Below are 22,120 nucleotides of genomic sequence, written 5' to 3' on the forward strand. Positions count from 1 at the left end.
GGAGCTGCTCAATCTGAGCAGAGAGTTTGTTCTTAGTCATAGTATCTACCTTAACAAGTTGCGTTAAGCAGATACACAGTTCAGTTTACAGTCTCGGCTGATACGAGGGTGCTTCTTGCTTGAGTCATCCATAACTCCTGATTAAATTCCTTGTGTAGTAAGAGTGACATTTTGAGGTCATGTATTCAAGTGTTAAGACGCCTGTCCCCGCAGTGCCGATAAGCTATCCCCGCTTTTTATTGCGTGGGCAGTTGAAAGTTTTTGATTATTGAAGATCTAGTTATTGCTAGGTTCTTTCAGTGGCCAAAGAACAAGGGTAGCTCGCCCGCGCAGGGTTCTTCTAGCCGCCAAGCTTTTGAGTGCTTTGATATTTATCAAGTCGGCTCTCAAGTTCGGATCATGTCGTATACCTAATGATTAATCAAATGGCGGAAAGTCCCATTCCGGACATTTATTGAGGCTTCATTGAGAACTTAGGAGTGAGAACCCAATTAATGCTCGATTTTTCCATGATTTCAGCCAACATTATTGCCTTTTTGTCTTGGGCGTGAACTCTTTCCTCAAAGTCTTTTACTATCTGCAACCCACCAATGGAGTTAGATTCGCATACTCGTCTGGTGCGATTAAAATTTTTAGCAAATTCTTTCGCGCCTAGTTCTTGTTGGATTTGTGTCATCAGCCTAATGTATTCAGAACTTCTTTCCGAAACTATCTTATTTGCGGTCCAAACAACTGAAAGAGCATTGCGTTGATCTTCCCTCCAAAGATTAGGGTCATCAAGCAAGGTCATCATAATGATAAGCTTAGTAGCCTCGGCAAGTTTTTCTCGCTGTTGCGATTGAGTTGGTTCGGTATTTTTTCTACTAGCCAAGGCCTTGTCCATTGCATAGCATGTCGCCCAAGCGTGCGATCTATCCTTTAAATTAACTATTTTTTGGAAGTCTGTTCCGCTTGGGAAAATTTCCAATTCCTTTGCCAAACTTACGCTTAAAGGTAAAAAGTAAAGTGCAAGGTAGGTGATAACTAATGAAGTGACTCTTAAGCTCATTCGAGGGGTCCATTGACAAAAAATTGAATTAGATAAGTGACGGTAAGGAAGTTATGAGGCCGCCACTTATGTCCGATTGGAGTATTGAACTTCCATTCTAGCTTCGTACTAGGGCTAAAGGGGCAATGTTACCTCAAGTTCGTGATGTGTAGCGGCAAAAAGCAAGACTCGACACCAACTTTTCATTCGCGGTAGGAGTGATGGCCATAAGACTTGGCTGGTGTTTAATCAAAGAGTATTATCAGCAATCTCAAATAATTCCCAACGGAGGCAGGCTTGTTGAAGACAGTTTACATCAAACATTTGTTAGTAACCTTATCGACAATACTTTGCGCTTTTGTCCAGCTCGAATCCATAGCACAAGACCTGGCAGGTGACGATGCAGAAAGTAATCATGTCGCCTGCGATAGCGGCGATAGTCGGGCTTGCTCTATGCTAGGCGACGCCTACTTTTCAAGCAACGGAGTTAAACAAGACATTTTAAGAGCGTCAGATCTTTACCAAAAGGCATGCGATGGTGGCGATGCTCGCGGTTGTTATAGGCTTGGGTATCTTTATTTTGATGGCAAGGGTGTCGCTCAAGATCAAGTCAAAGCGAGTAAACTTTTTCGCAAGGCCTGCGATGAGGACTATTTTGACGGATGCCTAAAGCTTGGCCAAGCATATTTTTTCGGTGAAGGCGTTAAACAAGACTATTTCAAATCGGCAAAGCTTTACCGTAAGACATGCGAGGGTGGCGAGGCTGTAGGTTGCTTAAACCTAGGCAATGCTTACGCTACAGGTAATGGAGTGATAAAGAATCAAGTAAAGGCAAATGAACTTTACCTAAATTCATGCGATAACGGCATCGTGGGCGCTTGCTTTAACCTAGCTGAAGCTCATGCTTATGGTAATGGAGTAACACAAGATCAAGTAAAGGCAAATGCACTTTACCTGAGGTCATGCAATGGCGGCATATCGAGCGGATGCTTCAACCTAGGCGATGTATACTACAATGGAAAGGGGGTAGAGCGGGACATACCGAAAGCAAAAGCCTTCTTTGGCAAAGCTTGTGGTCTTCGGCATCAAGCTGGGTGCACAAATTATGGGTTGTTGCACGAAGATGGCCATTGAGAAAGCCCATTGCTGCAGAGAAGTTTTAGTCAAAAGTTTAGCCTCTCGTACTAGCGTTGAGGCTCAAATGGAAACTAGCGAAGCAGCCAATGGTGGGGGGGTACCTATCAAATGCCTAGGTTGTTGCAAAGGCCTAATAAACCATACCCACTTTTTTAGACGCGCAGTATTCATTTAGTGACAGAGATTCAAAGGCGTTTCACGTTCGGACGTGGTTTAGGGTATCTCACTTTATATTGCTATGGAGAGGAACGACTTTGTTTGAGACTGAATCAAGGTAATTGCTCCAGTCGCGCATTAACACGATCCTTTCTTCCATATACTCGCTGCGATTATAGGCGGCGCGAATTTTGTTAGTTTCAGCGTGGGCGAGTTGGCGCTCAATGGCGTCTGGGTTGTAGCCCATTTCATTGAGTGTAGTGCTCGCGGTAGCGCGAAAGCCGTGACCGGTGGCTTTGCCTTTGTAGCCCATTCTGTACAGCAAGTTAAGGATAGCGTTTTCGCTTAAACCTTGTTTCGGGCGGCTGGGGCTGGCGAATACGTGTTGACGCTTGCCGTTATATTCCTTTAGCTCGTTTAAAAAGCCGATGGTTTGATCAGTCAGCGGTACGATGTGATCGGCATCCATTTTCATACGGGCGGCTGGGATATGCCAAACCCGTTCTTCAAAGTCGATTTCATCCCATGTTGCGTGGCGTAGTTCACCTGTTCTTACAAAGGTGTGGATAAGCATTTTGGTTGCAAGCCTAACGATAGGGTGGGTGTCGAAGTTCTCAAGTTTATGGAAAAATTCGGGTAACTCTTTACTCGATAGAGCGTTTCGGTGGGTCACTTTCTTTGTTTTCAACACGCCTACCAATTGGGTCGCAGGATTGTGTGTAAGGCGATCTGAGAGAATCGCGTGTTTAAAGATAGCCTCGCAGCGCTGGCGTTGACGTGACGCAATGTCGAGCTCAACTCTTCTCAATAGATCCTATAGATCAGTGGTCGATGGGTTTGTCTTTCAGGTAGGGAAGAATATTGGCCTCAAGTTACCGCCAAACCTTTTTGGAATGCAGCGGTTTCTAGTTTACGCTTTGTTTCTTGTGCCATTCCTTAGCAACTAGACCAACAATATTGTCTAGTTTGTTCTTTTCTTGCCGTTATACCGAAAATTTTTACGCCAGTATTTTCCCCCACTGGGCGCGACTTCAATATAAAGGCCGTTGCCATCCGATTTAGAGTAGCTCTTATCCTGCGCTTTTAACGACTTGAACAGCGTATCTGTCAGCATTAGGTGTTGCCATCTGTGTAAATGTGGCAACAATTTTCTAGGCTGTCAATGGATCAATTAGGATTGCTTAGGAAGTAAAGAAAATATAAAGCTAGGTTTTATGCGGGTTTCCGTTCGCTTCAGGCACAAAAAAGCCCGAATTAACGGGCTTGTTTGCTAACCGATGGTACCGAGGGTCGGAATCGAACCGACACTCCCGTGAAGGAACCGGATTTTGAATCCGGCGCGTCTACCAGTTCCGCCACCCCGGCGTAACATCAGCGAGCCGCGATTATATATGCGTGTGCACTTTAGTTTCAACGCTTTTAATCATTAATTTTCACTCTGCTAAATAATCTATGATGGTCGCACGTTAAAGGGCGGAATTCCGTTGCATTGGGAAGCTCGTTTCAGGAGCAAAACAGAGAGTCGGTTTGAGTGCGAATTGTTATTGAATGCTGCGTTGATGCTCGGCTGCGAGAAGTGAACAGGCAAAAAAAAACGCCGCATAAGTTTTGCGGCGTTAAATTAACAAAAAGAAGAGAGAGTTATGAAAATAAATACTCATTTACATTTCATGAGTAAAGTATATGAGCGTAATCGGGTTTAAAATGCGCTTGTAACCAACAGTTAACTAAATGCAAGAAATCTCTATTGATAGTGTGTTTTTCGCAACACCTGTGGTGTGATTAATACCCAATAAAATTAAAAATACTTATAAAACAGTGGCTTATGGCTGTTTCGAAGAATGAGACTAGCACAGCTTTACTGTGAAGTGAACGCCGTTAACCGAAAAATTGAAGCAACGTGAATCTATCAATCCTCATTCCTACCTATAACCGCCAAGCGCTATTAGTGCGCGCGTTGGAGTCTGTTTTTGCGCAAGACTGGCTTGTCGAGCGCGAGGATTATGAAGTGATTGTGATCGACGACGGTTCGACTGATGGCACCGCAGACATGATTGCAGTGCAGTTTCCGCAGGTTCGTTATATCTATCAGACTAACCGTGGCGTGAGTTCTGCTAGAAATACCGGCCTTGGTGTTGCTGAAGGTGATTGGATCGCTTTACTTGATTCGGACGACAACTGGCTGCCTGAGAAATTGTCATTGCAGTTTAGCGCGTTGGAGCAAACTAAATTACAAGTGTGTCATGGCGAAGAAATCTGGATTCGCAATGGCGTGCGGGTAAACCAAATGGATAAGCATCAGAAGCATGGTGGTTGGATCTTTGAGTATTGCCTGCCGTTGTGCGCTATGTCGCCGTCGTCGATTGTTATTCATCGCTCTGTATTTGATCGTGTCGGGGTCTTTGATCCAGACTTACCGGCTTGCGAGGACTATGACCTGTGGCTTCGTATTGCCGCGTTATATGAGGTGGCGTTTGTCTCGACTCCGTGCATTAATAAATACGGAGGACATACCGACCAGCTTTCACGGCAATTCTGGGGGATGGATCGGTTCCGCGTGATAGCATTAGAAAATTGTTTGGGTCATTCTGAAATACAAGCTAATTTGTCTTCGGAATTGACCTATATGGCGCGACAAACGTTGTTAAAAAAACTTGAGATATTGCTGAACGGCGCAATTAAGCGAGATAACCTCGAGTTGATCGAATACTGTGAAACTAAGTTAGCGCACTGGCGCTGAACCGATATGACATTAGCACTATGCCCGTAACGCAGCCGCCGAGCTCAACGTTGCCATTGATCACCTTAATCGCTGCGCTAAGCTGCGAAGTTCGGCCGTGGATTGATGCGCATCGCCTCAAAAAGACTATTGCTAAGCCATTTGATTGCTATCGCTCGGAGTCTTTAGAAATTATCGTGGCTGGGATTGGTGCCGAAGCGATGGCAACGGCGGTCGGTTGGGCTGGAGGGCAATCTGATCGTTCACGGGTCTGGTTGAATATTGGTACTGCCGGGCATGCCTCACGTGCTGTGGGCGAGGTTTTTTTAGTGCATGGCTGTGCCGCAGGAGAACAGGGTAGAGCGCATTATCCTCCATTAATCGCAAAATGGTCTGGTGCCAGTGATGCCGTGCTGAGTGTGCCTGCGCCATCGAGTGACTACCCGATTGGTGCGGCGGTCGATATGGAGGCGGCTGCTTTTTATAGCGCGGCTATGCGCTTTGCTCCGAGCGAACTAGTGCAGTCTATTAAGGTAGTGTCAGATAATCAAAGCGAAGGTATTGAACACCTAAATGCGTCACGTATTACCGAGTTGATGACGCCGCATGTGGCGTGTGTTGATCGATTTTCCGAGCAATTACGCGATGTGGCGATGCAGAGCATGGTTGCTACGCCAGCGCAGTGTTTCACAGATATCCGAGCCACCGTTAGCCAGCGTCGACAGATTGAACAGTTGGTGAATCAAATCTCATATATGTCAGATACTGATGTATTGCATGACTTATCGCAAAAAACGAGCTTAACCGCCAAGGCATTGTTGCGTGAGCTTAATGCGATTGCTGCCGACATTGTTCCGCAGTTAGCTGCATTGTCACTCGAGGGCACGAAGCATGGTTGATTCCGTATATATCGAACAAGCGATCATGGATTTACCGCGAACCGCGACTATTTTGGCGCGTTACCCTAAAGCGCGGCAAATCATAATAGAGCGATATGGAGAGGTGTTTAATTCGCACGCACAGAACTTTCGAATTCAGAAGCAAAACCCATCGTTGATTTTGGCGGCCAAGCAAAATAGCAAGGTCATGCCAACACCGGCTCAATATGAAACCGGCGGTGGCGCACATTACTACTTTTCACACATGCTTAATTGTGTGTATGACTGTCGCTATTGTTTTTTACAGGGCATGTTGCGCTCGGCTAACTATCTACTGTTCGTTAACTATGACGATTTTCTTGAAGAGATTAAGCAGGTTGCCAAGCGGCATGTCGACGATGCAAAGCCGGTGTGGTTTTTTTCAGGCTATGACTGCGATAGTTTAGCTTATGAACCTGTTACTAAGTTCGCTGAAGTGTTTGTGCCAGCGTTTAAAGAAATTCCCAATGCGGTGCTCGAGTTACGCACTAAGAGCACGCAAATCCGTTCGTTGCTGAATATGCCTGCGCAGGAAAATGTGGTGGTGGCCTATAGTTTGAGTCCTGACGCGGTGGCACAACAAGTTGAATTCGGTGCGCCCCCTTTTGCTAAGCGTTTAGAGGCTTTACAGCGCTTACAAGCGCACGGTTGGCGGATTGGCATTCGCTTTGATCCAATCGTGTGGCACAGTGATTATGTTGAGGATTATCGCCGTACCGCGCAGGCAGTTTTCGAAACGCTTGATCCGAAGCGTATAGATAGCGTCACCTTAGGTGGTTTTCGTCTGCCCAAAGGGTTTCATAAGACAATGTCGAAGCTTTATCCTGAGCATTGGATATTAAATGCTGGATTGGATGATACCAATGGCATGGTGGCTTATCGACAAGAAATCGAAGCTGAGGTGCTGGAGACCGTATCCGCTTTGTGTCAAAAATATATGCCAGCCGACAAACTATTTTGCTATTCGTCGTATGAGTCAGAATAATAAATCAGCGCTGATTACCGGTGCCAGCTCAGGCATCGGTTTAGCGACTGCAAAACAATTGCTGGCCGCGGGGTATTCAGTCAGCGGAATAGCGCGAGACTTTTCTGATGTTGAGACTATTGGAATGGACACGCATTCGTTTGATTTAAGTAAGCTCGACGCTTTACCCAGTTTTCTAAAGCAAGCCAATTTACCAGCGGATGTGCTGATACTGAATGCGGGTTACGGACAGTTTGGCGGAATAGAGCAGTTCTCGCATGCCCAGATTCGAAAAATGGTGGACACCAACTTAGTTAGTCATTTTTATTTACTTAAGCACTATCTGCCGATTTTTAAGCAACGTGGGCATGGCGATATTGTATTGATTGGCAGTGAGTCGGCGCTGCAAGGTGCGCGTGCAGGAGCGGTGTACTGTGCAACGAAATTTGCCTTACGCGGGTTAGCTCAGAGCTTGCGGGCCGACTGTTCCACATCAAATATACGAGTTATGTTGGTGAATCCCGGCCCAGTAGATAGCGATTTTTTCGACCAGCTAGACTTTGCTCCACAATTAGGTAATGAGTTTGTGATCGAGCCAGAGTCGGTTGCTCAGGCAATTTTACATACCTTGGCACAACCTAGGAACGTGGTGGTTGACGAAATTAATTTGCAACCGATTAAGCGTAGCTTTAGAAAGAAATAGTGCTTGGCAAAGTGTTAAGAACGCACGGTGATTGCCGCGCTTTCTTAACTAAAGTAGTTCAAGGTTGTTTGTTAGACGCCGCTTTCAAACGGATATTTGAGTCCAATTTGGCGTCTAACATCATCCATGATTGACATGACCGTCAAGCTTTCCTGCCACGGTAGCAGTGGGCTCTCAAGTTGGCCTGCAGCTAGGCAGCGGTGCACTTCTTCGATCTCGCCTTCATAACCGTTGATGCGGTGTGGAAATTCGTGCACCTGCGGGTTGTCAAATTCAATGTTGCTCGGGCTGTATACGGTGGCCGACTCAGCGAACCAGAAGCGAGGGATGTGGATGCTGCCTTTGCTGCCAAAAATCCAGGCGTCATACGAGGTGTTGGCACGTACGGTGGCATTCAGAGTGGCGATGGCGCCGGATGGGTACTGCAACACCATGCCGGTTCGTTCATCCACTCCGGTCTGGCCTAACGACGCGCTAGCCTTGATGTCAATTGGTGCATCCTGCAGAGCAACTTGCGCCAATGTGATCGGGTAGATGCCTAAGTCTAGCAGCGCGCCACCAGCGAGCTCGGGGTCGTATAGACGATGACTTGCGTCGAATTCTTTGGCAAAGCCAAAGCTGGCTTGCACGGTTTCCACTTCGCCGATTAAGCCTTGGTCAATCCAGCTACGTATCGCCTGATAGACCGGCATAAAGCGAGTCCAGACGGCCTCCATGTAAAACTGTTTATTGTCTTTGGCGGCTTGCAGTACGCGTTTTGCATCTGCCACGTTGACCGTCATTGGTTTTTCACACAAAACGGCTTTGCCAGCGTTCAGGCATTGGATAGATTGTTCGGCATGAAATCGGTGGGGGGAGGCGATGTAGATTGCATCGACCTCTGGGTCAGCGAGTAGCGCGGTATAGTCGCTGGCAACATGTTTGAATCCGTGTGTTTTAGCAAATGCTGCGGCCCGTTCGGGGTCTCGGCTGGCCACAGAATGCAATATTGCACCATCGGTGCCATTTAATGCTGTCGCAAATTTGTTCGCAATATTACCTGGCGCGATTATTCCCCAATTAACAGTTGTCACGGTGTTTGATTCCTCATTAAGTTATTTTTTCAAGCTGACATAAAATGTGATGTCAGCAGTAAAGACTGTGTCGCCGGCAGAATTGTTGACGCGAACGGGTACCACAAAGTCACCTTCTCTAAGTTCGCTGTTCGGTAGATCAGTGACCCCAGTAATGATTCCCGTTGCTTTGGCTAGATAATTTACCGTCATGCTGCGCGGGATCCAGCGCATGTTACTCGGCACTAGCGTGTCGAGTGCCATACCGCCGGTCATTTCGGCTAAGGAGCACAATGCGCCAGCGTTGATTGTACCGAGGTGGTTACGAATACCCCAGCGGTCTTTAATCTGGACTTCGCAATAACCGGGGCGAAGATCAATAACGTTCGGGCGGATCTTGCCGAAAAACGGAGCGCTGAACCCCACCACTTTGCTGAATACGAAGTTGCCGCCAGTCAGTCGTCTAAACTGTTCGTAGCGTTGTAAAATCGAGGGCATATTGATCTGAGGTTGGGTTTAAAAAAATATTATTGAGTAAGATGTTCTCAAGCTCAAGTGTATTCGTTATGATCACCGCGTGATTAGGGTGACTTCAACTGGGTTTCATACCGCGGACTCGGCGGCGCACCACTATGTATTAGCGGGGCAGCCGGTTGTGTTCGAGTCGCAAGTGGCCGCACTGAGTGCTTTTTATATTGGCCCGGCCTCGACTCGTTTTTCCGAACTACTATTGCATTTTCCAGAGCCAATTCGGCTAGATCAGCAGAATGCCGAACTGTGTTATCAAGGACAGACCCCGATTCATAATCGCCTGCGCGGTATTCAATACTGGCGCAAATCGCATCGAGCTCAGATCGATGTCGATGGGCGGCCTATCTGCTTAATTGATTTCGATGAAAAGCACATCCATCTGTTGAATGAGGCGTCGTTCGACGCTCGAGTTAATTTGGAAGTTATTATTGGCCCGGCGTTGGTGTTGTTGTTAGCCGAGCTAGATACTTATTGCTTACACGCGGGCGCGGTAACTACGCCGGTTGGAAATATCGGCATTATCGCGGAATCGGGCGCTGGGAAATCGACCTTTTCTCGGCATCGAGACACCTTATGGCAACAAATTTCGGATGATATCTTGCCAGTGCAAGCACCGGAATTTAAAGATCAAAAACCGTTGTTACTGCCGCGCTTTCCACAACTGAAACTACCCAATGCTACGGTCGAAAAAAGCGCCAGCGGCAAACTGTCATTAGATTTTTTGGTGCGACTGCATCCGGAGCCTGCCGACACGCTCTATTTTGATCGTTTAGATCGGCGAGCGGCTATGTTGCAAATTATTCGCCACACAGTTGCCACTAAGCTGTTTGACAGAGACGCCATGCAGCGTCATGCGCGTTTTGCTAAATCGGTATGTGGCACTGTGCCGGTGTTGGAAATTCGGTTTCCACGCGACAAAAAGCAACTCGCTAGTATGCGAATGAAAACGATTGAGGCCTTGGCTAAGCTCCGCGCACTCGCTTGATGCCGCGAATCAAACGCTTCATATAGGCTAAGCTGGTCGAGTTAGTGCCCATTTGTTGGCGCACATAAGCGGCTGGTGGTAGCACGGTCTCGCGAATCAAGCCTGCGCGCGCACTAAGACTAGGCATGCTTTTCAGGTCGCGCATAAAGTAGCGCCATTCTGGTAGGTCTCGGTTAACAAATAACGCGCTAGGCTCCAGTTTGCTATCACTTAAGCTAGTCATGATCGTGTCTGGAACTATTGTGCCGAGACGTGTTTGGCAAGTCGCTAGCCCATCAGCCACGATGGCGCACAATTGCTTGTGCCGACTTTTGCTAAGCAAAACTTGCCAATCGCTGGATTGCAGTTTACTCGCAAGTAGGTGGATATCGTAAAGCCAGATCAATCGTTCTTCGGTTGCGTGGTGCCCTAAGCGATGCAGGCAAGCGATTAGTAGATTGTCGACTGTGCTGGGGACTACCACAGTATCGTGCAGAGCATTCAGTGATTGGCCATCGGCATGTAATTGTTCGACGCTGTAAGCTTGGGCGAGCGCTTGCCGGTTATTGATTCGCCAATGCAGATCGATATGCTGCTTGCTGCCGCCCGGTAGTGTGAGTGAGTAGCTGCTTTGATATGAGACGTATTTGCCTTCAATCGCAAACTCTTTTTGGTATCCAAGGTTGGCTAAAACTGAATTAGCCAAGGGGCGGTAAATTTCGTCGATTAATATGTCAGCGTCCGAGCGAGGTCGGTGCCAAGGTTGCTGATAGATCGTGTGGGCGACGGCCCCTCCTTTAAACAGAATGAAGTGCGCGAGGCCGGCGGCGGAGAACTGGCTAAATAGCGTTAGCAGAGCCTGTGATCTCAGTCCCTCGCTGGCCACTACCATTGCTTTGCGCTCCAGCAAGGCTGGTTGTAATTTGGTTGGCAGGGAGTGTTTGCTTGCGAGCAACAGAGTAACGCCGTGGTAGTCAAGTATGCTTAGCAAAGTGTCGACAGATGGCGCAATGTGATCGAATATTGCCTTTAGCGCGGTACTCGACTCGGCACGGTACGGTTCAGCTAGAAGTGGCGCGAGCAACGCGAGGCTGTTCGAGCGACTAAGCAATTTAGATTGGCTTAGTGGGGCGGTGGCCATTGGCTTAGGGAGCTTCGCCGCGACGAGTGATAAGCCCTTGATCAACCAATGTTGTTAGTAACTCAGTGAGGTCATGCTGGACTTGTTCGGCAGGTGCGTCGTATTGTGATTGAACTGTAGAGACTGCTTCAGGAAAGCTGGATTTCGCTTCAAGTAACTGGAGAAAACTGGTTCCGACCGCATTTAGCCCAAAATAGGTGCCGGCGTCTAAGTCTAGTAAAACAGATTCATCGTCGACTTGGGTTAGGGATATGTTTGCGGCTAATTGGTACTTCACAATGTCAACCTGCTTGGTATTGATTCAACGTTGCCTTATTTTACGAGCTTTTCGCGTCGCTTGCTTTGCAGTTTAGCCGCCTTTCGGCTAGAATCGCGCTTCGCTGAGGGTTGGTCATTCAGAATCCTTGCGAAAATCGAGGTTATCTAGTGTGTTTTCCAAGCTTTGGGAGCCATTTTTAACCACTCTCCTTGTTTCACTGTAAGTATTCGAATTTTGCGTACTTCACAGGAGACTTTGTAACCGTGAGGAGCTCTAATGAGACATTACGAAATTGTGTATCTGGTACATCCAGATCAAAGCGAGCAGGTCACCGCAATGGCTGATCGCTATAAAGGCGTTATCGAGCAGGGCGGTGGAACCGTTCATCGCTACGAAGACTGGGGTCGCCGCCAGTTAGCATTCCCAATCAATAAAATCCACAAGGCTCACTACATTTTGATGAATGTAGAAGTTTCACAAGAGACTTTGGCTGAAATTGAGAACCTTTTCCGCTTTAACGATGCCATCATTCGCAACCTCGTGTTGAAAATGAAGAAAGCTGAGACTGAGCCATCAATGATGATGAAAGAAGTTGAAGCTGAGCGTCAGCGTGATGAAGAGCGTGACGCAGCACGTGCTGCTTCTGCTGAAGCTGATGCCGCCGCTGCTGAAGAGGCTGCTAAAGTAGCAGCAGCTAAAGCCGCTGAGGAAGCGAAAGCTGCCGAAGCTGAAGAAACCGTTGAAGCCGACAGCGCTGATGAGTCAGCTGCTGAAGAAAAAACTGAAACTGAGGAGGCATAAAGATGAAACGTAATGCACCTAAGAAAAGACGTCCAGGTTTTCGCCAGATGCGTCGTCGCTTTTGCCGTTTTACGGCTGAAGGCGCAACGCATATCGATTACAAAGATTTAGCTACGCTAAAATCATTTGTTTCGGAATCAGGCAAAATCATTCCGAGTCGTAACACTGGCACTGCAGCGCGTTTTCAACGTCAGCTTGCAAGCGCCATCAAAAACGCTCGTTATTTAGCGTTGTTGCCATACACTGACGGACACCGATAGGAGGTCATCATGCAAGTTATCCTATTGGAAAGAATCGTAAACCTAGGCAACCTAGGCGATATGGTCACTGTGAAGCCGGGCTATGCTCGTAACTACTTGGTGCCACAAGGTCTAGCAACTGTTGCGACTGAAACCAACATCCAAGCATTTGAAGGCCGACGTTTGGAGCTTGAAAAAGCTTCTGCGGATAAACTTCAAGCCGCACAAGCGCGTGCTACTGAGCTCGAAGGTAAGTCCGTCGAAATCGCTAGTCGTGCGAGTGATGAAGGCAAGTTGTTTGGTTCGGTTGGTGTAATTGAAATTGCTGATGCTTTCACGGCCAAAGGTTATGAAATCACCAAATCAGAAATTCAACTGCCAGAAGGTCCTATTAAAGCGATTGGTGACTATGAAGTCGCCGCCTCGGTTCATTCCGAAGTTAATTTCACTATTAACGTGAAAGTCGTTGCAGAATAAAGTCACTGATTTTAATTCTGTAAGAAAATCCCCGCTCTGCGGGGATTTTTTTTGGCCGAACGCGGCATCTTAAGGTCTTTTTCTGTGACTCTCTTGGTGTGTTCTAGGCGCTTTTAATATGCTTGAATATTTCGTGAGGATTCGATGAAATCCTGCGCTGGAGGAAGCAAAAAAAGTAGCGGTTGTGTTACAGTATTCGGCCGTCGATCGGGAGTCTATCCCGACATATTAACCGAACAATCGTAGCAAGATGGCCAAAACAACGTTAGAAGAAGATGTCCTGCGCTTACCGCCGCAAGCCATAGAGGCTGAGCAGTCTATTCTCGGTTCTATGATGCTGGATAACCGAGTTATTGATGAGATCAGCTCAGAAATAGAAGTTCGCGATTTTTATCGCAGTGATCACCAGCTAATTTTTAATGAAATAGTTCGCTTGGATGAGCGTGGCGAAGCCGCTGACGTAGTAACCGTATCGGAGGCACTCACGCATCTTGGCGAAATCGATAAAATTGGCGGTTTGGCTTATTTGGGGGCGCTGGCGAAGAACACACCGAACACCGGAAACGTTAAGTCTTACGCTAAAATTGTTCGTGATCGTGCCATTCTTCGACGCCTGATCGAAAGTGCCAACGACATTATTCAGCGCGCGTATCAACCGGATGGTAGTTCGCCTGAAGATATCTTAGATTTCGCCGAGTCGATTATTTTTGAAATCGCTAAAAATAATCATGAAGCTAAGGCTGGGTTCCGTCGTATTGATAGCTTGTTGGCGGAAGCGGTCGACAAAATCGAGGAGCTATTTAACACCAAGCAAACAGTCACGGGTGTTCCAACTGGGTTTGTGGATTTGGATAAAAAGACCAGTGGTCTGCAGGGCGGGGACTTGGTGATTGTGGCGGGGCGTCCATCAATGGGTAAAACCTCTTTTTCGATGAACTTAGTTGAATATGCTGCGATTAATCAAAATTTGCCGGTAGCCGTATTCAGTATGGAGATGCCTGGCACGCAGTTAGCTACTCGTTTGTTAGCGTCGTTAAGTCATGTAAATTCCGGTAAGTTGCGTACTGGTCAGCTGGATACCGAGGATTGGCCGAAACTCACTTCTGCGGTTGGAATACTGCAAGATAAGTACATTTATATCGATGATACGCCAGCCTTGTCGCCACTCGAGGTGCGCACGCGAGCGCGACGTTTAGCGCAAGAGCATGAGCACGGTTTAGGCATGATCATGATCGATTACCTGCAACTTATGCGTGGTAATGACACCGGCGGTGGTGAAAACCGAACCCTAGAGATATCGAACATTACACGATCTCTAAAGGGTTTAGCTAAAGAGCTTGATTGTCCAATCATCGTGCTATCTCAGCTGAATCGAAGCTTGGAACAACGACCCAATAAACGGCCTGTGATGTCAGATTTGCGGGAATCGGGCGCGATCGAGCAAGATGCTGACGTTATTATGTTTATTTACCGTCATGAAGTGTATGAGCCTGAGACCGACCAAAAAGGTCTTGCTGAAATTATTATTGGTAAACAGCGTAATGGACCGATTGGTACTGTTCGTTTAGCTTGGTTAGGCGAATTTACCCGTTTCGAGAACTATGCTAATCCGAACTTTTCGGAAGAGATGCATTAGTGCGTTGGCATTAATTGTTGCGAATATCTGATCCGTGTCCATAGTTAAAACTCAACATAGGGCGACTCATGTCGTCATTGATACGGCGGCGTATCAACATAATCTTCGCGTCGTTAAGGATTTGCTTCCAGGCGCCAGAATAATGGCGATTATCAAGGCCGATGGTTATGGGCATGGTATGGAGCTGGCGGCTGATGCTTTGCAACAAGCTGATGAGTTTGGCGTAACATGCCAAGATGATGCTGAACGTTTACGCGCACACGGCATAAATAAGCCGCTAACCCTGTTATCCAGCCGTTTTACACATGATGAACTATCTAGCTTCGGTGCTAAACGATGGCGCCCCGTAGTCTACGATTTGGCGCAGCTTGATGCCTTCGAGCAGTTGCCAGTTTCTGCGGCGCTCGACATATGGTTAAAGATTGATACTGGAATGGGGCGCTTGGGGTTTTCCTTGGCGGAAGCTCCCGAGGTGCTGGATCGTTTACGTGTTAATCCCGGTGTCCAGTCGATCAGTTTAATGACACATTTAGCGAATGCTGATTGTGTTGATCATCCTGGCAATCATTATCAATTTGACCGATTTGATCGATTTCGTGCCAAGCATACATTTGCGCAGCACAGTATTTTGAACTCGGCTGGTTGCGTAGGTTTTCCAGGTCAGGCGCTCGATATAGTGAGGCCGGGGCTTATTTTGTACGGTGTCTCGCCACAGAGTGGTGAATACGCGTCGGCGTTACCATTGAAACCGGTTATGACGTTCAAATCAGCGTTACTGTCGGTGCGTCAGGTATCAGCAGGAACACCGATCGGGTATGGCTCTACGTATGCCGTTGAGCAGGATACGCGCATCGGCATCGTTGCGGCTGGTTACGGAGATGGTTATCCACGGCATGCGCCATCTGGTACACCAGTGTTTGTGAATGGTACGCTAGTACCGCTGATCGGGCGTGTGTCGATGGATCTAATTACCATTGATCTTGGTCAGGTCGAGGCCAGTGTAGGCGATGAGGTTGTGTTGTGGGGCGCAGAGAATCCGGTGGAGATCGTGGCGCAGAATGCCGAGACTATCGCCTATGAGTTGACCTGTGGTATTACGCCGCGCGTTGAGCGAATTATCATCTAGAGGGAGTTGGTTAATGGCGAAAACAAAAACTGTCTACGCATGTACTGCTTGTGGTGCGCAGTTTCCAAAATGGACGGGGCAATGCCAGGATTGTGGAGATTGGAACACCTTGCAAGAGGAGCTTGGAAGTCAAAGAACAACGAGCAGCGCGAACCCCAAGGCGGCGCGGTTTGAAGGTTTTGCGCCGAAAGCTGAGGTTCAGAAGCTGCAAAAAGTCAGTGTTGCCGGCACGCCACGTTTTGGCACGGGGTTGGCTGAACTGGACCGTGTGCTCGGTGGTGGCTTAGTGCCTGGCTCGGTGATTTTATTAGGTGGCGACCCTGGTATTGGAAAGTCCACTTTGATTCTGCAAAGCTTAGCTCTGTTGAGCGAGCAAAAAGAAACGCTGTATGTGACTGGCGAGGAATCTGCCGAACAAATTGCATTGCGGGCACGTCGCTTGGGCGTGCAAGATGCTGATCTGAGTTTGTTGGCGGATAATCAACTGGAAGGCATTTTAGATGTGGCTATTCAATATAAGCCGCAAGTGTTGGTGGTCGATTCGATTCAAACCCTTTACACCGATACCTTGCAATCTGCGCCGGGCAGCGTTGCGCAGGTAAGGGAAACCGCTAGCCGCTTGGTACGTTTTGGTAAGCAAACCGGCACAATCGTTATTTTGGTGGGGCATGTCACTAAAGAAGGTGCGCTGGCGGGGCCACGCGTGCTTGAGCATATGGTGGATACAGTCTTGTATTTTGAGGGCGAGCAGAGCAGTACTTTTCGCTTGATCCGCGCGATCAAAAATCGTTTTGGGGCAGTCAATGAAATTGGCGTATTTGCAATGACTGATCGTGGCTTGAAAGAGGTCACCAATCCGTCTGCAATGTTTATTAAGCGCACGCAAGATGATGCGACAGGGAGTGTGGTATTGGTCTCGCAAGAGGGTACTCGCCCGTTATTAGTTGAGGTGCAGGCGCTGGTTGATCAGAGTTCCTTGGCGAACCCGCGTCGAGTTACTGTGGGGCTGGATAATCAACGGCTAGCGATGCTGTTAGCGGTGGTTAATCGCCATGCGGGATTTTCCTTGTATGATCAAGATGTGTTCGTCAACGTGATCGGTGGTGTTAAGGTGCATGAACCGGCGGCCGATCTCGCGATATTACTAGCGGTGCTATCGAGTTTTAAGAATCGCCGACTACCCTCCGATATGGCTGTGTTTGGCGAAATTGGTTTAACTGGTGAGATTCGCCCTGTACAAGGCGGGCTAGATCGGATAAAAGAGGTAGAGAAGCTCGGATTTAAGCGCTTAATTATACCCAAGGGGAACCAATCGAGCTGGAAGTCGAGCAAATTGGAAATAGTCGCCGTTAATACCCTGGAACAGGCAGTGAGATGTGCATTTGATGATTAAACAACTCTTGATGATATTTTTGTTGCTGTCGATCAGTAGCGTCGCTTATGCTAAGTCAGTGACTGCGATAGCGTTGTTTAACGATCGGGCAATGTTATCGATTGATGGCACTAAGCCCAAAATAGTGCGTGCCGGCAGCTCATATAGAGGTGTCGAGTTAGTCAGTTCGAATACTAAAGAGGCCGTGATCTCAGTCAACGGACAGCGCGAAACCTTAACCCTCAATAGTACTACACGACTTAAACACAGCCTTGGTGCCAAACCTTCTGCAAGCTATGCTGAAGAGGTTACGTTGTTTGTTAATGATGCCGGTTTTTTTGAATCTGACGGTAGCATTGATGGCAAAGGCATTCGCTTTTTGGTTGATACCGGAGCGAGCTTAGTGGTGCTCAGTAGCGAGCAAGCCGAGCGAGTGGGGGTTGATTATCTGAGTGGCCAAATGGGCTATGCAAATACCGCGTCAGGCACAGCGCCGATGTATAGCGTTGAATTAGACGAAGTCAGTATCGGTGGCATTCGGATTAACAATGTTAGAGCGGGAGTCATCGTCGGCAATTACCCGTTGAAACCGTTATTAGGAATGACCTTTTTAAGTCGTTTAAATATGAATCGCACCGGTAATACCATGGTGTTGAAGCGTCGCTAAGCACGACATTAGCTTGCGATTGATGGCAATAAATAAAAGCCGCATGGACTCGACTCCATGCGGCTTTTTTATTGCCTAGCAACATCCTGTTGCAACTCGTACATCCTGTACTTTTAGCTATTCCCGGTAAGGAAATAATAGTATAGGACGACGGTGTTTGCCGCGCCTCACCCGACTGGGTGAGATTGCTGACTTTGTGTGCCGATTGCTAAACAGACTTGTCGTGTTCGACCACCGCAAAAGCGCTGTGATTATGTATCGATTCAAAATTTTCGGCGTGAACGTAATAGCGTAAAATTCGGTCGTTTTGGTCAAACACATCAGCTACATCGCGTACCACGTCTTCAACGAATTTAGGATTGTTATACGCGCGCTCGGTTATGTATTTTTCGTCTGGTCGTTTTAAAATTGCGAATAGTTCAGCGCTTGCTTGCGCTTCTACGCTTTTAATAAGTTCGTCAAGCCACAGTTTGCTACTGCAATTGATGCCAACGGTAATGTGCGAGCGTTGATTATGTGCGCCATATTCGGAAATTTTCTTAGAGCAGGGGCATAAACTTTTGACTGGAATGGTTACTTCCAATGTCGCATCGATATGACCTTGTTCAATTTGGCCCACAAGATTCACTTGGTAGTCCATCAAGCTTTTAACTCCCGAGACAGGCGCAGTTTTTTCGATGAAGTACGGAAACTGCATCTCGATGTACCCTGATTCAGCTTCTAAGCGTTCCACCATGCTCGATAGCATTTTGTTGAAATTTTTCGCTGAAATTTCAGTTTCAGTTTCATTCAGCATTTGAATGAAACGAGACATGTGCGTGCCTTTTTGGTCGTGTGGCAAGCTCACTGACATCGAAAATGTGGCAATACTGGCGGAGCGTCGTCCGTCTTTACCAAGTACTGTAATAGGATGCTGAATATCTTTGATGCCGACTCGGTTAATCGGAATCTGGCGAGTGTCGACGCTACCTTGAACATCTTCCATGGTTGCTGAAGTTGATTGGGTATTAGTCGATTTAGTTGCGGATGTCATAACAATGCTTGGGGGACGGGTAAAGCACACTAACGTGGCTTAATGTCGTTAAATTAGTTGATAGGTTAAACAGTTTTCTGCTGTTTTTCGTGTGACGGACGAAAGAACGGTGAGGCTTTAATGCTGGCCTCGATGCCCTCGCTGTCAAGCCCGCACTGCGCAAGCTGTGCGGTTTGTGTGCCGTGATCTATATATCGGTCTGGAAGACCCAAATTCAAGGTCGCTGTGGCGAGCGCGTTAGCTGCTAGAAATTCATTGACGCCAGAGCCAGCGCCACCGGCGATTACATTTTCTTCTACGGTGACTAATAAGTCGTACTGCGCAGCCAGTTTGTGTAATAGCGCTTCATCGAGAGGTTTAACAAAGCGCATGTTCACGACGGTTGCGTTAAGTTTTTCAGCGGCCAGTTGTACGGCCGGTAACAGCGTTCCGAATGACAAAATGGCGACGTGCTGGCCTTCGCGTACAATTTGAGCCGTGCCGAGCGGTATTGTTTGCATGTCTTGGCGCTCTTGTGCACCAATTCCGGCACCGCGCGGATAGCGTACCGCGGTTAATCCGACGTGCTGATAGGCACTGTATAGCATGTCTCGGCATTCTGCTTCATCGCTCGGTGCGTATATCACACAGTCTGGAATGCAACGCAAATAGCTATAGTCAAATACCCCTGCGTGAGTAGCGCCATCGGCACCAACGAGTCCGGCACGATCTATCGCGAGCATGACATCGAGGTCTTGAACGCTTACATCGTGAATAAGTTGATCGTAAGCGCGTTGTAAAAACGTGGAGTAGATTGCCACGACTGGCTTTTGGCCGTCGCAGGCCATGCCAGCGGCAAAGGTTAGTGCGTGTTGTTCAGCAATTGCAACGTCGAAATAGCGCTCTGGGTATTCTTCTGAGAAGCGTACTAAGCCCGACCCTTCGCGCATGGCCGGTGTTATGCCGATCAGTTTTTCATCCAGTTTGGCCATGTCGCATAACCAGTCGCTGAACACGTCAGTATAGCTGCGAACTTTCGCTTTTTTGCCAAACTCACCGGTAGTTGGATTAAACGGTGATACGCCATGGTATTTGATCGGCGCATGTTCGGCGGGTTCAAAGCCTTTACCTTTTTTGGTGACGATATGTAAAAAGCGTGGTCCTTCTATGTCTTTCAGGTTTCGCAGCGTGGTGACCAAAGTGTCGATGTCGTGCCCATCAATCGGTCCGGCGTAGTAGAAACCCATTTCCTCAAATAGAGTGCTGGGTAGGATCATGCCTTTAATATGTTCTTCCCAGCGGCGTGCGTAATCACGTACTGGAGGAATGCTGCTGAGCGCTTTCTTGGTGCTGCGCCGAACTGAGCTGACCGTCGGGCCGGTCATAAGCTTGGTAAGATAGTTCTTTAGGGCACCGACATTCGGCGATATCGACATGTCATTGTCGTTAAGAATCACCAAAACATTGGCGTCCATGTCGCCAGCGTTGTTTAACGCTTCAAATGCCATGCCTGCAGTGAGCGCACCGTCGCCGATAACGGCGATTACGTCACGATCAAGTTTTTGTTGTGCAGCGGCAACGGCCATGCCTAGCGCAGCACTTATTGAGGTGCTCGAATGGCCCGCGCCAAAGGTGTCGTATTCGCTCTCGGAACGCTTTAAAAAACCAGATAGGCCGCCTTGCTGACGAATTGTGTGCAGCTGGTCGCGACGTCCGGTGAGAATTTTATGCGGATACGCTTGGTGGCCGATATCCCATACTAGGCGGTCATCAGGTGTGTTGAATACATAGTGTAGGGCAGTGGTAAGCTCTACGGTGCCAAGCCCCGCGGCTAGGTGTCCGCCGATTTTAGCAACGGTATCGATCAGGAAGCCGCGCGTCTCATCACAGACTTGCTGTAGTTGATCCTCACTGCAGGCTCGCAAATCAGCGGGCGAGTTAAGTGTCATCAATAATGGAAATTTAGCAGTATCGGTCACAGTCTTTTAGGATTATTGACTCGCTGAGGCGAGTACTAATTTAGTGGTTAGGCGAAAAAACTCAGTGTGTTCGGTTAACGATTCGTTCCGCCAGTTCACGCAACATAGAGCGTGCCGTGGATGTGTTTCTATTATCGCTGATCGTGTCGATGCTTTCCATCGCGACGCGACAAAGATTTTGCGCCAATGATTTTGATTCAGCCAGGCCGAGCAGCACTGGAAAGGTTGCTTTACCGGCCGCGACGTCAGAGCCACTGGGTTTACCGAGTTCTTCGGTGCTTCCTTCTACATCTAATACGTCATCGACGACTTGAAAGGCTAGCCCAAGGTTTTCGGCATATGTTACGAGCGCGGATTGCTCGAGCTCTGATAGTGAGTCGCTGCACAAGGCGCCGCATAGCACTGACGCGTGAATCAGTGCGCCAGTTTTACGTCGATGAATGTCTTCCATCTCGGCTCGGTTCAAGGTTTGATCGGTTGCGAGGATATCCAGCATTTGTCCGCCTACCATTCCAACCGGCCCCGCGCTTTGCGTGAGTTGTGTGGTGATGGCGCGTGCTTGTGCATCGCTCAGCGTTGATTGGACGATTACTTCAAACGCCAACGATTGCAAAGCGTCGCCGGCTAAGATGGCGGTTGCTTCATCAAATTGAACATGATTAGTCGGTTTGCCGCGCCGCAGATTGTCGTCGTCCATGGCGGGTAAGTCATCGTGGATCAATGAATATGCGTGTAAGCACTCAATAGCTACTGCCACCGCATCTAATTTTTCAATTGGGGCGTCGACGCTCAGGCCAGCACAATACGTGAATAACGCACGTATCCGTTTGCCGCCATTAAGCGTTGAGTAGCGCATAGCTTCCAGCAGGCGTTCAGGTACCTGCGGGTTAGATAACGCATTGTCTAGCGCAGTCTCAACTCGAGTCTGCAAAGATTGCAATGAAAGAGACACTTGGGGTTAGTCGTTACGTTCGTCGAATGGCTCGGTACTGAATAAGCCATTGTTATCTTTGACTAAAATTTCAACTTTTTGTTCAGCGTCGCGTAACACGCCGTGACAATGCTTCATTAGCACAACACCTCGCTCGAAATCGCTTAACGACTGCTCCAGCGACTGTTCGCCGCGTTCCATGCGGTCAACAATTGCCTCTAGTTCTTGGTATGCGTGTTCAAAATCAAGCTCTTTTAGTTCGGTATCAGCCATGCGAAGTTATCTGGTTAAAGTCGTTAAAATGTCAGCG

The 22,120-nt window shown here is 48.0% G+C and carries 24 protein-coding genes and 1 tRNA gene; 13 read left to right on the forward strand and 12 right to left on the reverse strand.

From position 1 onward, the window contains the following. Window positions 1-451 precede the first annotated feature (451 nt). Complete coding sequence (locus DFR28_RS17815) at window positions 452-1,048, reverse strand: hypothetical protein (RefSeq protein ID WP_113955754.1); 597 nt, start codon at window positions 1,046-1,048, stop codon at window positions 452-454. Window positions 1,049-1,327: 279 nt separating this feature from the next. Between DFR28_RS17815 and DFR28_RS17820 the strand changes: the two genes are divergently transcribed. Then, window positions 1,328-2,161, forward strand: a complete 834-nt coding sequence (locus DFR28_RS17820) for a tetratricopeptide repeat protein (protein ID WP_170132173.1) — start codon at window positions 1,328-1,330, stop codon at window positions 2,159-2,161. A 226-nt stretch (window positions 2,162-2,387) separates the two neighbouring features. Here the strand turns inward: DFR28_RS17820 and DFR28_RS17825 are convergent, their stop codons facing one another. From DFR28_RS17825 to DFR28_RS17835, 3 genes are all read right to left on the reverse strand, one after another. After that, a complete protein-coding gene (locus DFR28_RS17825) occupies window positions 2,388-3,008 on the reverse strand; it encodes a tyrosine-type recombinase/integrase (RefSeq protein ID WP_170132174.1) in 621 nt (206 codons plus the stop codon). Between the two features lie 273 nt (window positions 3,009-3,281). Further along, complete coding sequence (locus tag DFR28_RS20120) at window positions 3,282-3,434, reverse strand: integrase arm-type DNA-binding domain-containing protein (protein ID WP_113955757.1); 153 nt, start codon at window positions 3,432-3,434, stop codon at window positions 3,282-3,284. A 164-nt stretch (window positions 3,435-3,598) separates the two neighbouring features. Next, a tRNA-Leu gene (locus DFR28_RS17835) sits at window positions 3,599-3,685 on the reverse strand. Between the two features lie 535 nt (window positions 3,686-4,220). Between DFR28_RS17835 and DFR28_RS17840 the strand changes: the two genes are divergently transcribed. The 4 genes from DFR28_RS17840 to DFR28_RS17855 are packed head-to-tail and all read left to right on the forward strand — an operon-like array spanning window position 4,221 to window position 7,623. Continuing rightward, on the forward strand, window positions 4,221-5,060 hold the full coding sequence (locus DFR28_RS17840) for a glycosyltransferase family 2 protein (protein ID WP_113955758.1): 840 nt from the start codon (window positions 4,221-4,223) through the stop codon (window positions 5,058-5,060). Between the two features lie 20 nt (window positions 5,061-5,080). Continuing rightward, complete coding sequence (locus DFR28_RS17845; protein ID WP_113955759.1) at window positions 5,081-5,938, forward strand: hypothetical protein; 858 nt, start codon at window positions 5,081-5,083, stop codon at window positions 5,936-5,938. Then, window positions 5,931-6,941 carry an SPL family radical SAM protein gene (locus tag DFR28_RS17850; protein ID WP_113955760.1) on the forward strand — a complete coding sequence of 337 codons (1,011 nt, stop codon included), beginning with the start codon at window positions 5,931-5,933 and terminating at the stop codon, window positions 6,939-6,941. Before DFR28_RS17845 ends, DFR28_RS17850 begins: the two co-directional genes overlap by 8 nt. Beyond that, window positions 6,928-7,623, forward strand: a complete 696-nt coding sequence (locus tag DFR28_RS17855; protein ID WP_170132175.1) for an SDR family oxidoreductase — start codon at window positions 6,928-6,930, stop codon at window positions 7,621-7,623. Before DFR28_RS17850 ends, DFR28_RS17855 begins: the two co-directional genes overlap by 14 nt. Window positions 7,624-7,694: 71 nt before the next feature. On the opposite strand, the gene DFR28_RS17860 is transcribed toward DFR28_RS17855, so the two are convergent. Then, window positions 7,695-8,696 carry a Gfo/Idh/MocA family protein gene (locus tag DFR28_RS17860; protein WP_113955762.1) on the reverse strand — a complete coding sequence of 334 codons (1,002 nt, stop codon included), beginning with the start codon at window positions 8,694-8,696 and terminating at the stop codon, window positions 7,695-7,697. A gap of 21 nt (window positions 8,697-8,717) precedes the next feature. Continuing rightward, window positions 8,718-9,173 (reverse strand): hotdog fold domain-containing protein, encoded by a 456-nt coding sequence (locus tag DFR28_RS17865; protein ID WP_113955763.1) that lies wholly within the window; start codon window positions 9,171-9,173, stop codon window positions 8,718-8,720. 79 nt (window positions 9,174-9,252) lie between these two features. Between DFR28_RS17865 and DFR28_RS17870 the strand changes: the two genes are divergently transcribed. Then, a complete protein-coding gene (locus DFR28_RS17870; RefSeq protein ID WP_147251055.1) occupies window positions 9,253-10,191 on the forward strand; it encodes a hypothetical protein in 939 nt (312 codons plus the stop codon). On the opposite strand, the gene DFR28_RS17875 is transcribed toward DFR28_RS17870, so the two are convergent. Both DFR28_RS17875 and DFR28_RS17880 read right to left on the reverse strand, forming a co-directional pair. Next, window positions 10,169-11,311 (reverse strand): nucleotidyltransferase family protein, encoded by a 1,143-nt coding sequence (locus DFR28_RS17875; protein WP_113955765.1) that lies wholly within the window; start codon window positions 11,309-11,311, stop codon window positions 10,169-10,171. The two genes, DFR28_RS17870 and DFR28_RS17875, sit on opposite strands and share 23 nt — an antisense overlap. Window positions 11,312-11,315: 4 nt before the next feature. Beyond that, complete coding sequence (locus tag DFR28_RS17880) at window positions 11,316-11,588, reverse strand: PqqD family protein (RefSeq protein ID WP_170132176.1); 273 nt, start codon at window positions 11,586-11,588, stop codon at window positions 11,316-11,318. Between the two features lie 258 nt (window positions 11,589-11,846). Here DFR28_RS17880 and rpsF point away from each other — a divergent pair, with 258 nt between their 5' ends. From rpsF to DFR28_RS17915, 7 genes are all read left to right on the forward strand, one after another. Further along, window positions 11,847-12,371: a 30S ribosomal protein S6 gene (rpsF, locus tag DFR28_RS20125; RefSeq protein ID WP_113955767.1), complete on the forward strand. Its 525-nt coding sequence runs from the start codon at window positions 11,847-11,849 to the stop codon at window positions 12,369-12,371. A 47-nt stretch (window positions 12,372-12,418) separates the two neighbouring features. Further along, window positions 12,419-12,631 carry a 30S ribosomal protein S18 gene (gene rpsR, locus DFR28_RS17890; protein WP_425455486.1) on the forward strand — a complete coding sequence of 71 codons (213 nt, stop codon included), beginning with the start codon at window positions 12,419-12,421 and terminating at the stop codon, window positions 12,629-12,631. Window positions 12,632-12,640: 9 nt separating this feature from the next. Next, entirely contained in the window at window positions 12,641-13,087 is a 447-nt protein-coding gene (gene rplI, locus DFR28_RS17895; RefSeq protein WP_113955769.1) for a 50S ribosomal protein L9, read from the forward strand. 250 nt (window positions 13,088-13,337) lie between these two features. Further along, complete coding sequence (gene dnaB / locus DFR28_RS17900) at window positions 13,338-14,723, forward strand: replicative DNA helicase (RefSeq protein ID WP_113955770.1); 1,386 nt, start codon at window positions 13,338-13,340, stop codon at window positions 14,721-14,723. A 34-nt stretch (window positions 14,724-14,757) separates the two neighbouring features. After that, window positions 14,758-15,849, forward strand: coding sequence for an alanine racemase (gene alr / locus DFR28_RS17905; RefSeq protein ID WP_113955771.1), 1,092 nt, complete (start codon window positions 14,758-14,760; stop codon window positions 15,847-15,849). A 13-nt stretch (window positions 15,850-15,862) separates the two neighbouring features. Further along, window positions 15,863-17,242: a DNA repair protein RadA gene (gene radA / locus DFR28_RS17910; RefSeq protein ID WP_113955772.1), complete on the forward strand. Its 1,380-nt coding sequence runs from the start codon at window positions 15,863-15,865 to the stop codon at window positions 17,240-17,242. Continuing rightward, on the forward strand, window positions 17,235-17,888 hold the full coding sequence (locus tag DFR28_RS17915; protein ID WP_113955773.1) for a retropepsin-like aspartic protease family protein: 654 nt from the start codon (window positions 17,235-17,237) through the stop codon (window positions 17,886-17,888). The genes radA and DFR28_RS17915 overlap by 8 nt, the downstream gene beginning before the upstream one ends. A gap of 208 nt (window positions 17,889-18,096) precedes the next feature. Here DFR28_RS17915 and folE2 read toward each other — a convergent pair whose 3' ends face one another. From folE2 to DFR28_RS17935, 4 genes are all read right to left on the reverse strand, one after another. Further along, complete coding sequence (gene folE2 / locus DFR28_RS17920; RefSeq protein ID WP_211317046.1) at window positions 18,097-18,921, reverse strand: GTP cyclohydrolase FolE2; 825 nt, start codon at window positions 18,919-18,921, stop codon at window positions 18,097-18,099. Window positions 18,922-18,986: 65 nt separating this feature from the next. Next, window positions 18,987-20,849, reverse strand: coding sequence for a 1-deoxy-D-xylulose-5-phosphate synthase (gene dxs, locus DFR28_RS17925; RefSeq protein WP_113955847.1), 1,863 nt, complete (start codon window positions 20,847-20,849; stop codon window positions 18,987-18,989). Between the two features lie 91 nt (window positions 20,850-20,940). Beyond that, complete coding sequence (locus tag DFR28_RS17930; protein ID WP_211317048.1) at window positions 20,941-21,831, reverse strand: polyprenyl synthetase family protein; 891 nt, start codon at window positions 21,829-21,831, stop codon at window positions 20,941-20,943. A 6-nt stretch (window positions 21,832-21,837) separates the two neighbouring features. Beyond that, window positions 21,838-22,083 (reverse strand): exodeoxyribonuclease VII small subunit, encoded by a 246-nt coding sequence (locus DFR28_RS17935; RefSeq protein ID WP_113955775.1) that lies wholly within the window; start codon window positions 22,081-22,083, stop codon window positions 21,838-21,840. Window positions 22,084-22,120 lie beyond the last annotated feature (37 nt).

Origin of the sequence: Arenicella xantha (assembly GCF_003315245.1) — a bacterium.
GTDB lineage: Bacteria > Pseudomonadota > Gammaproteobacteria > Arenicellales > Arenicellaceae > Arenicella > Arenicella xantha.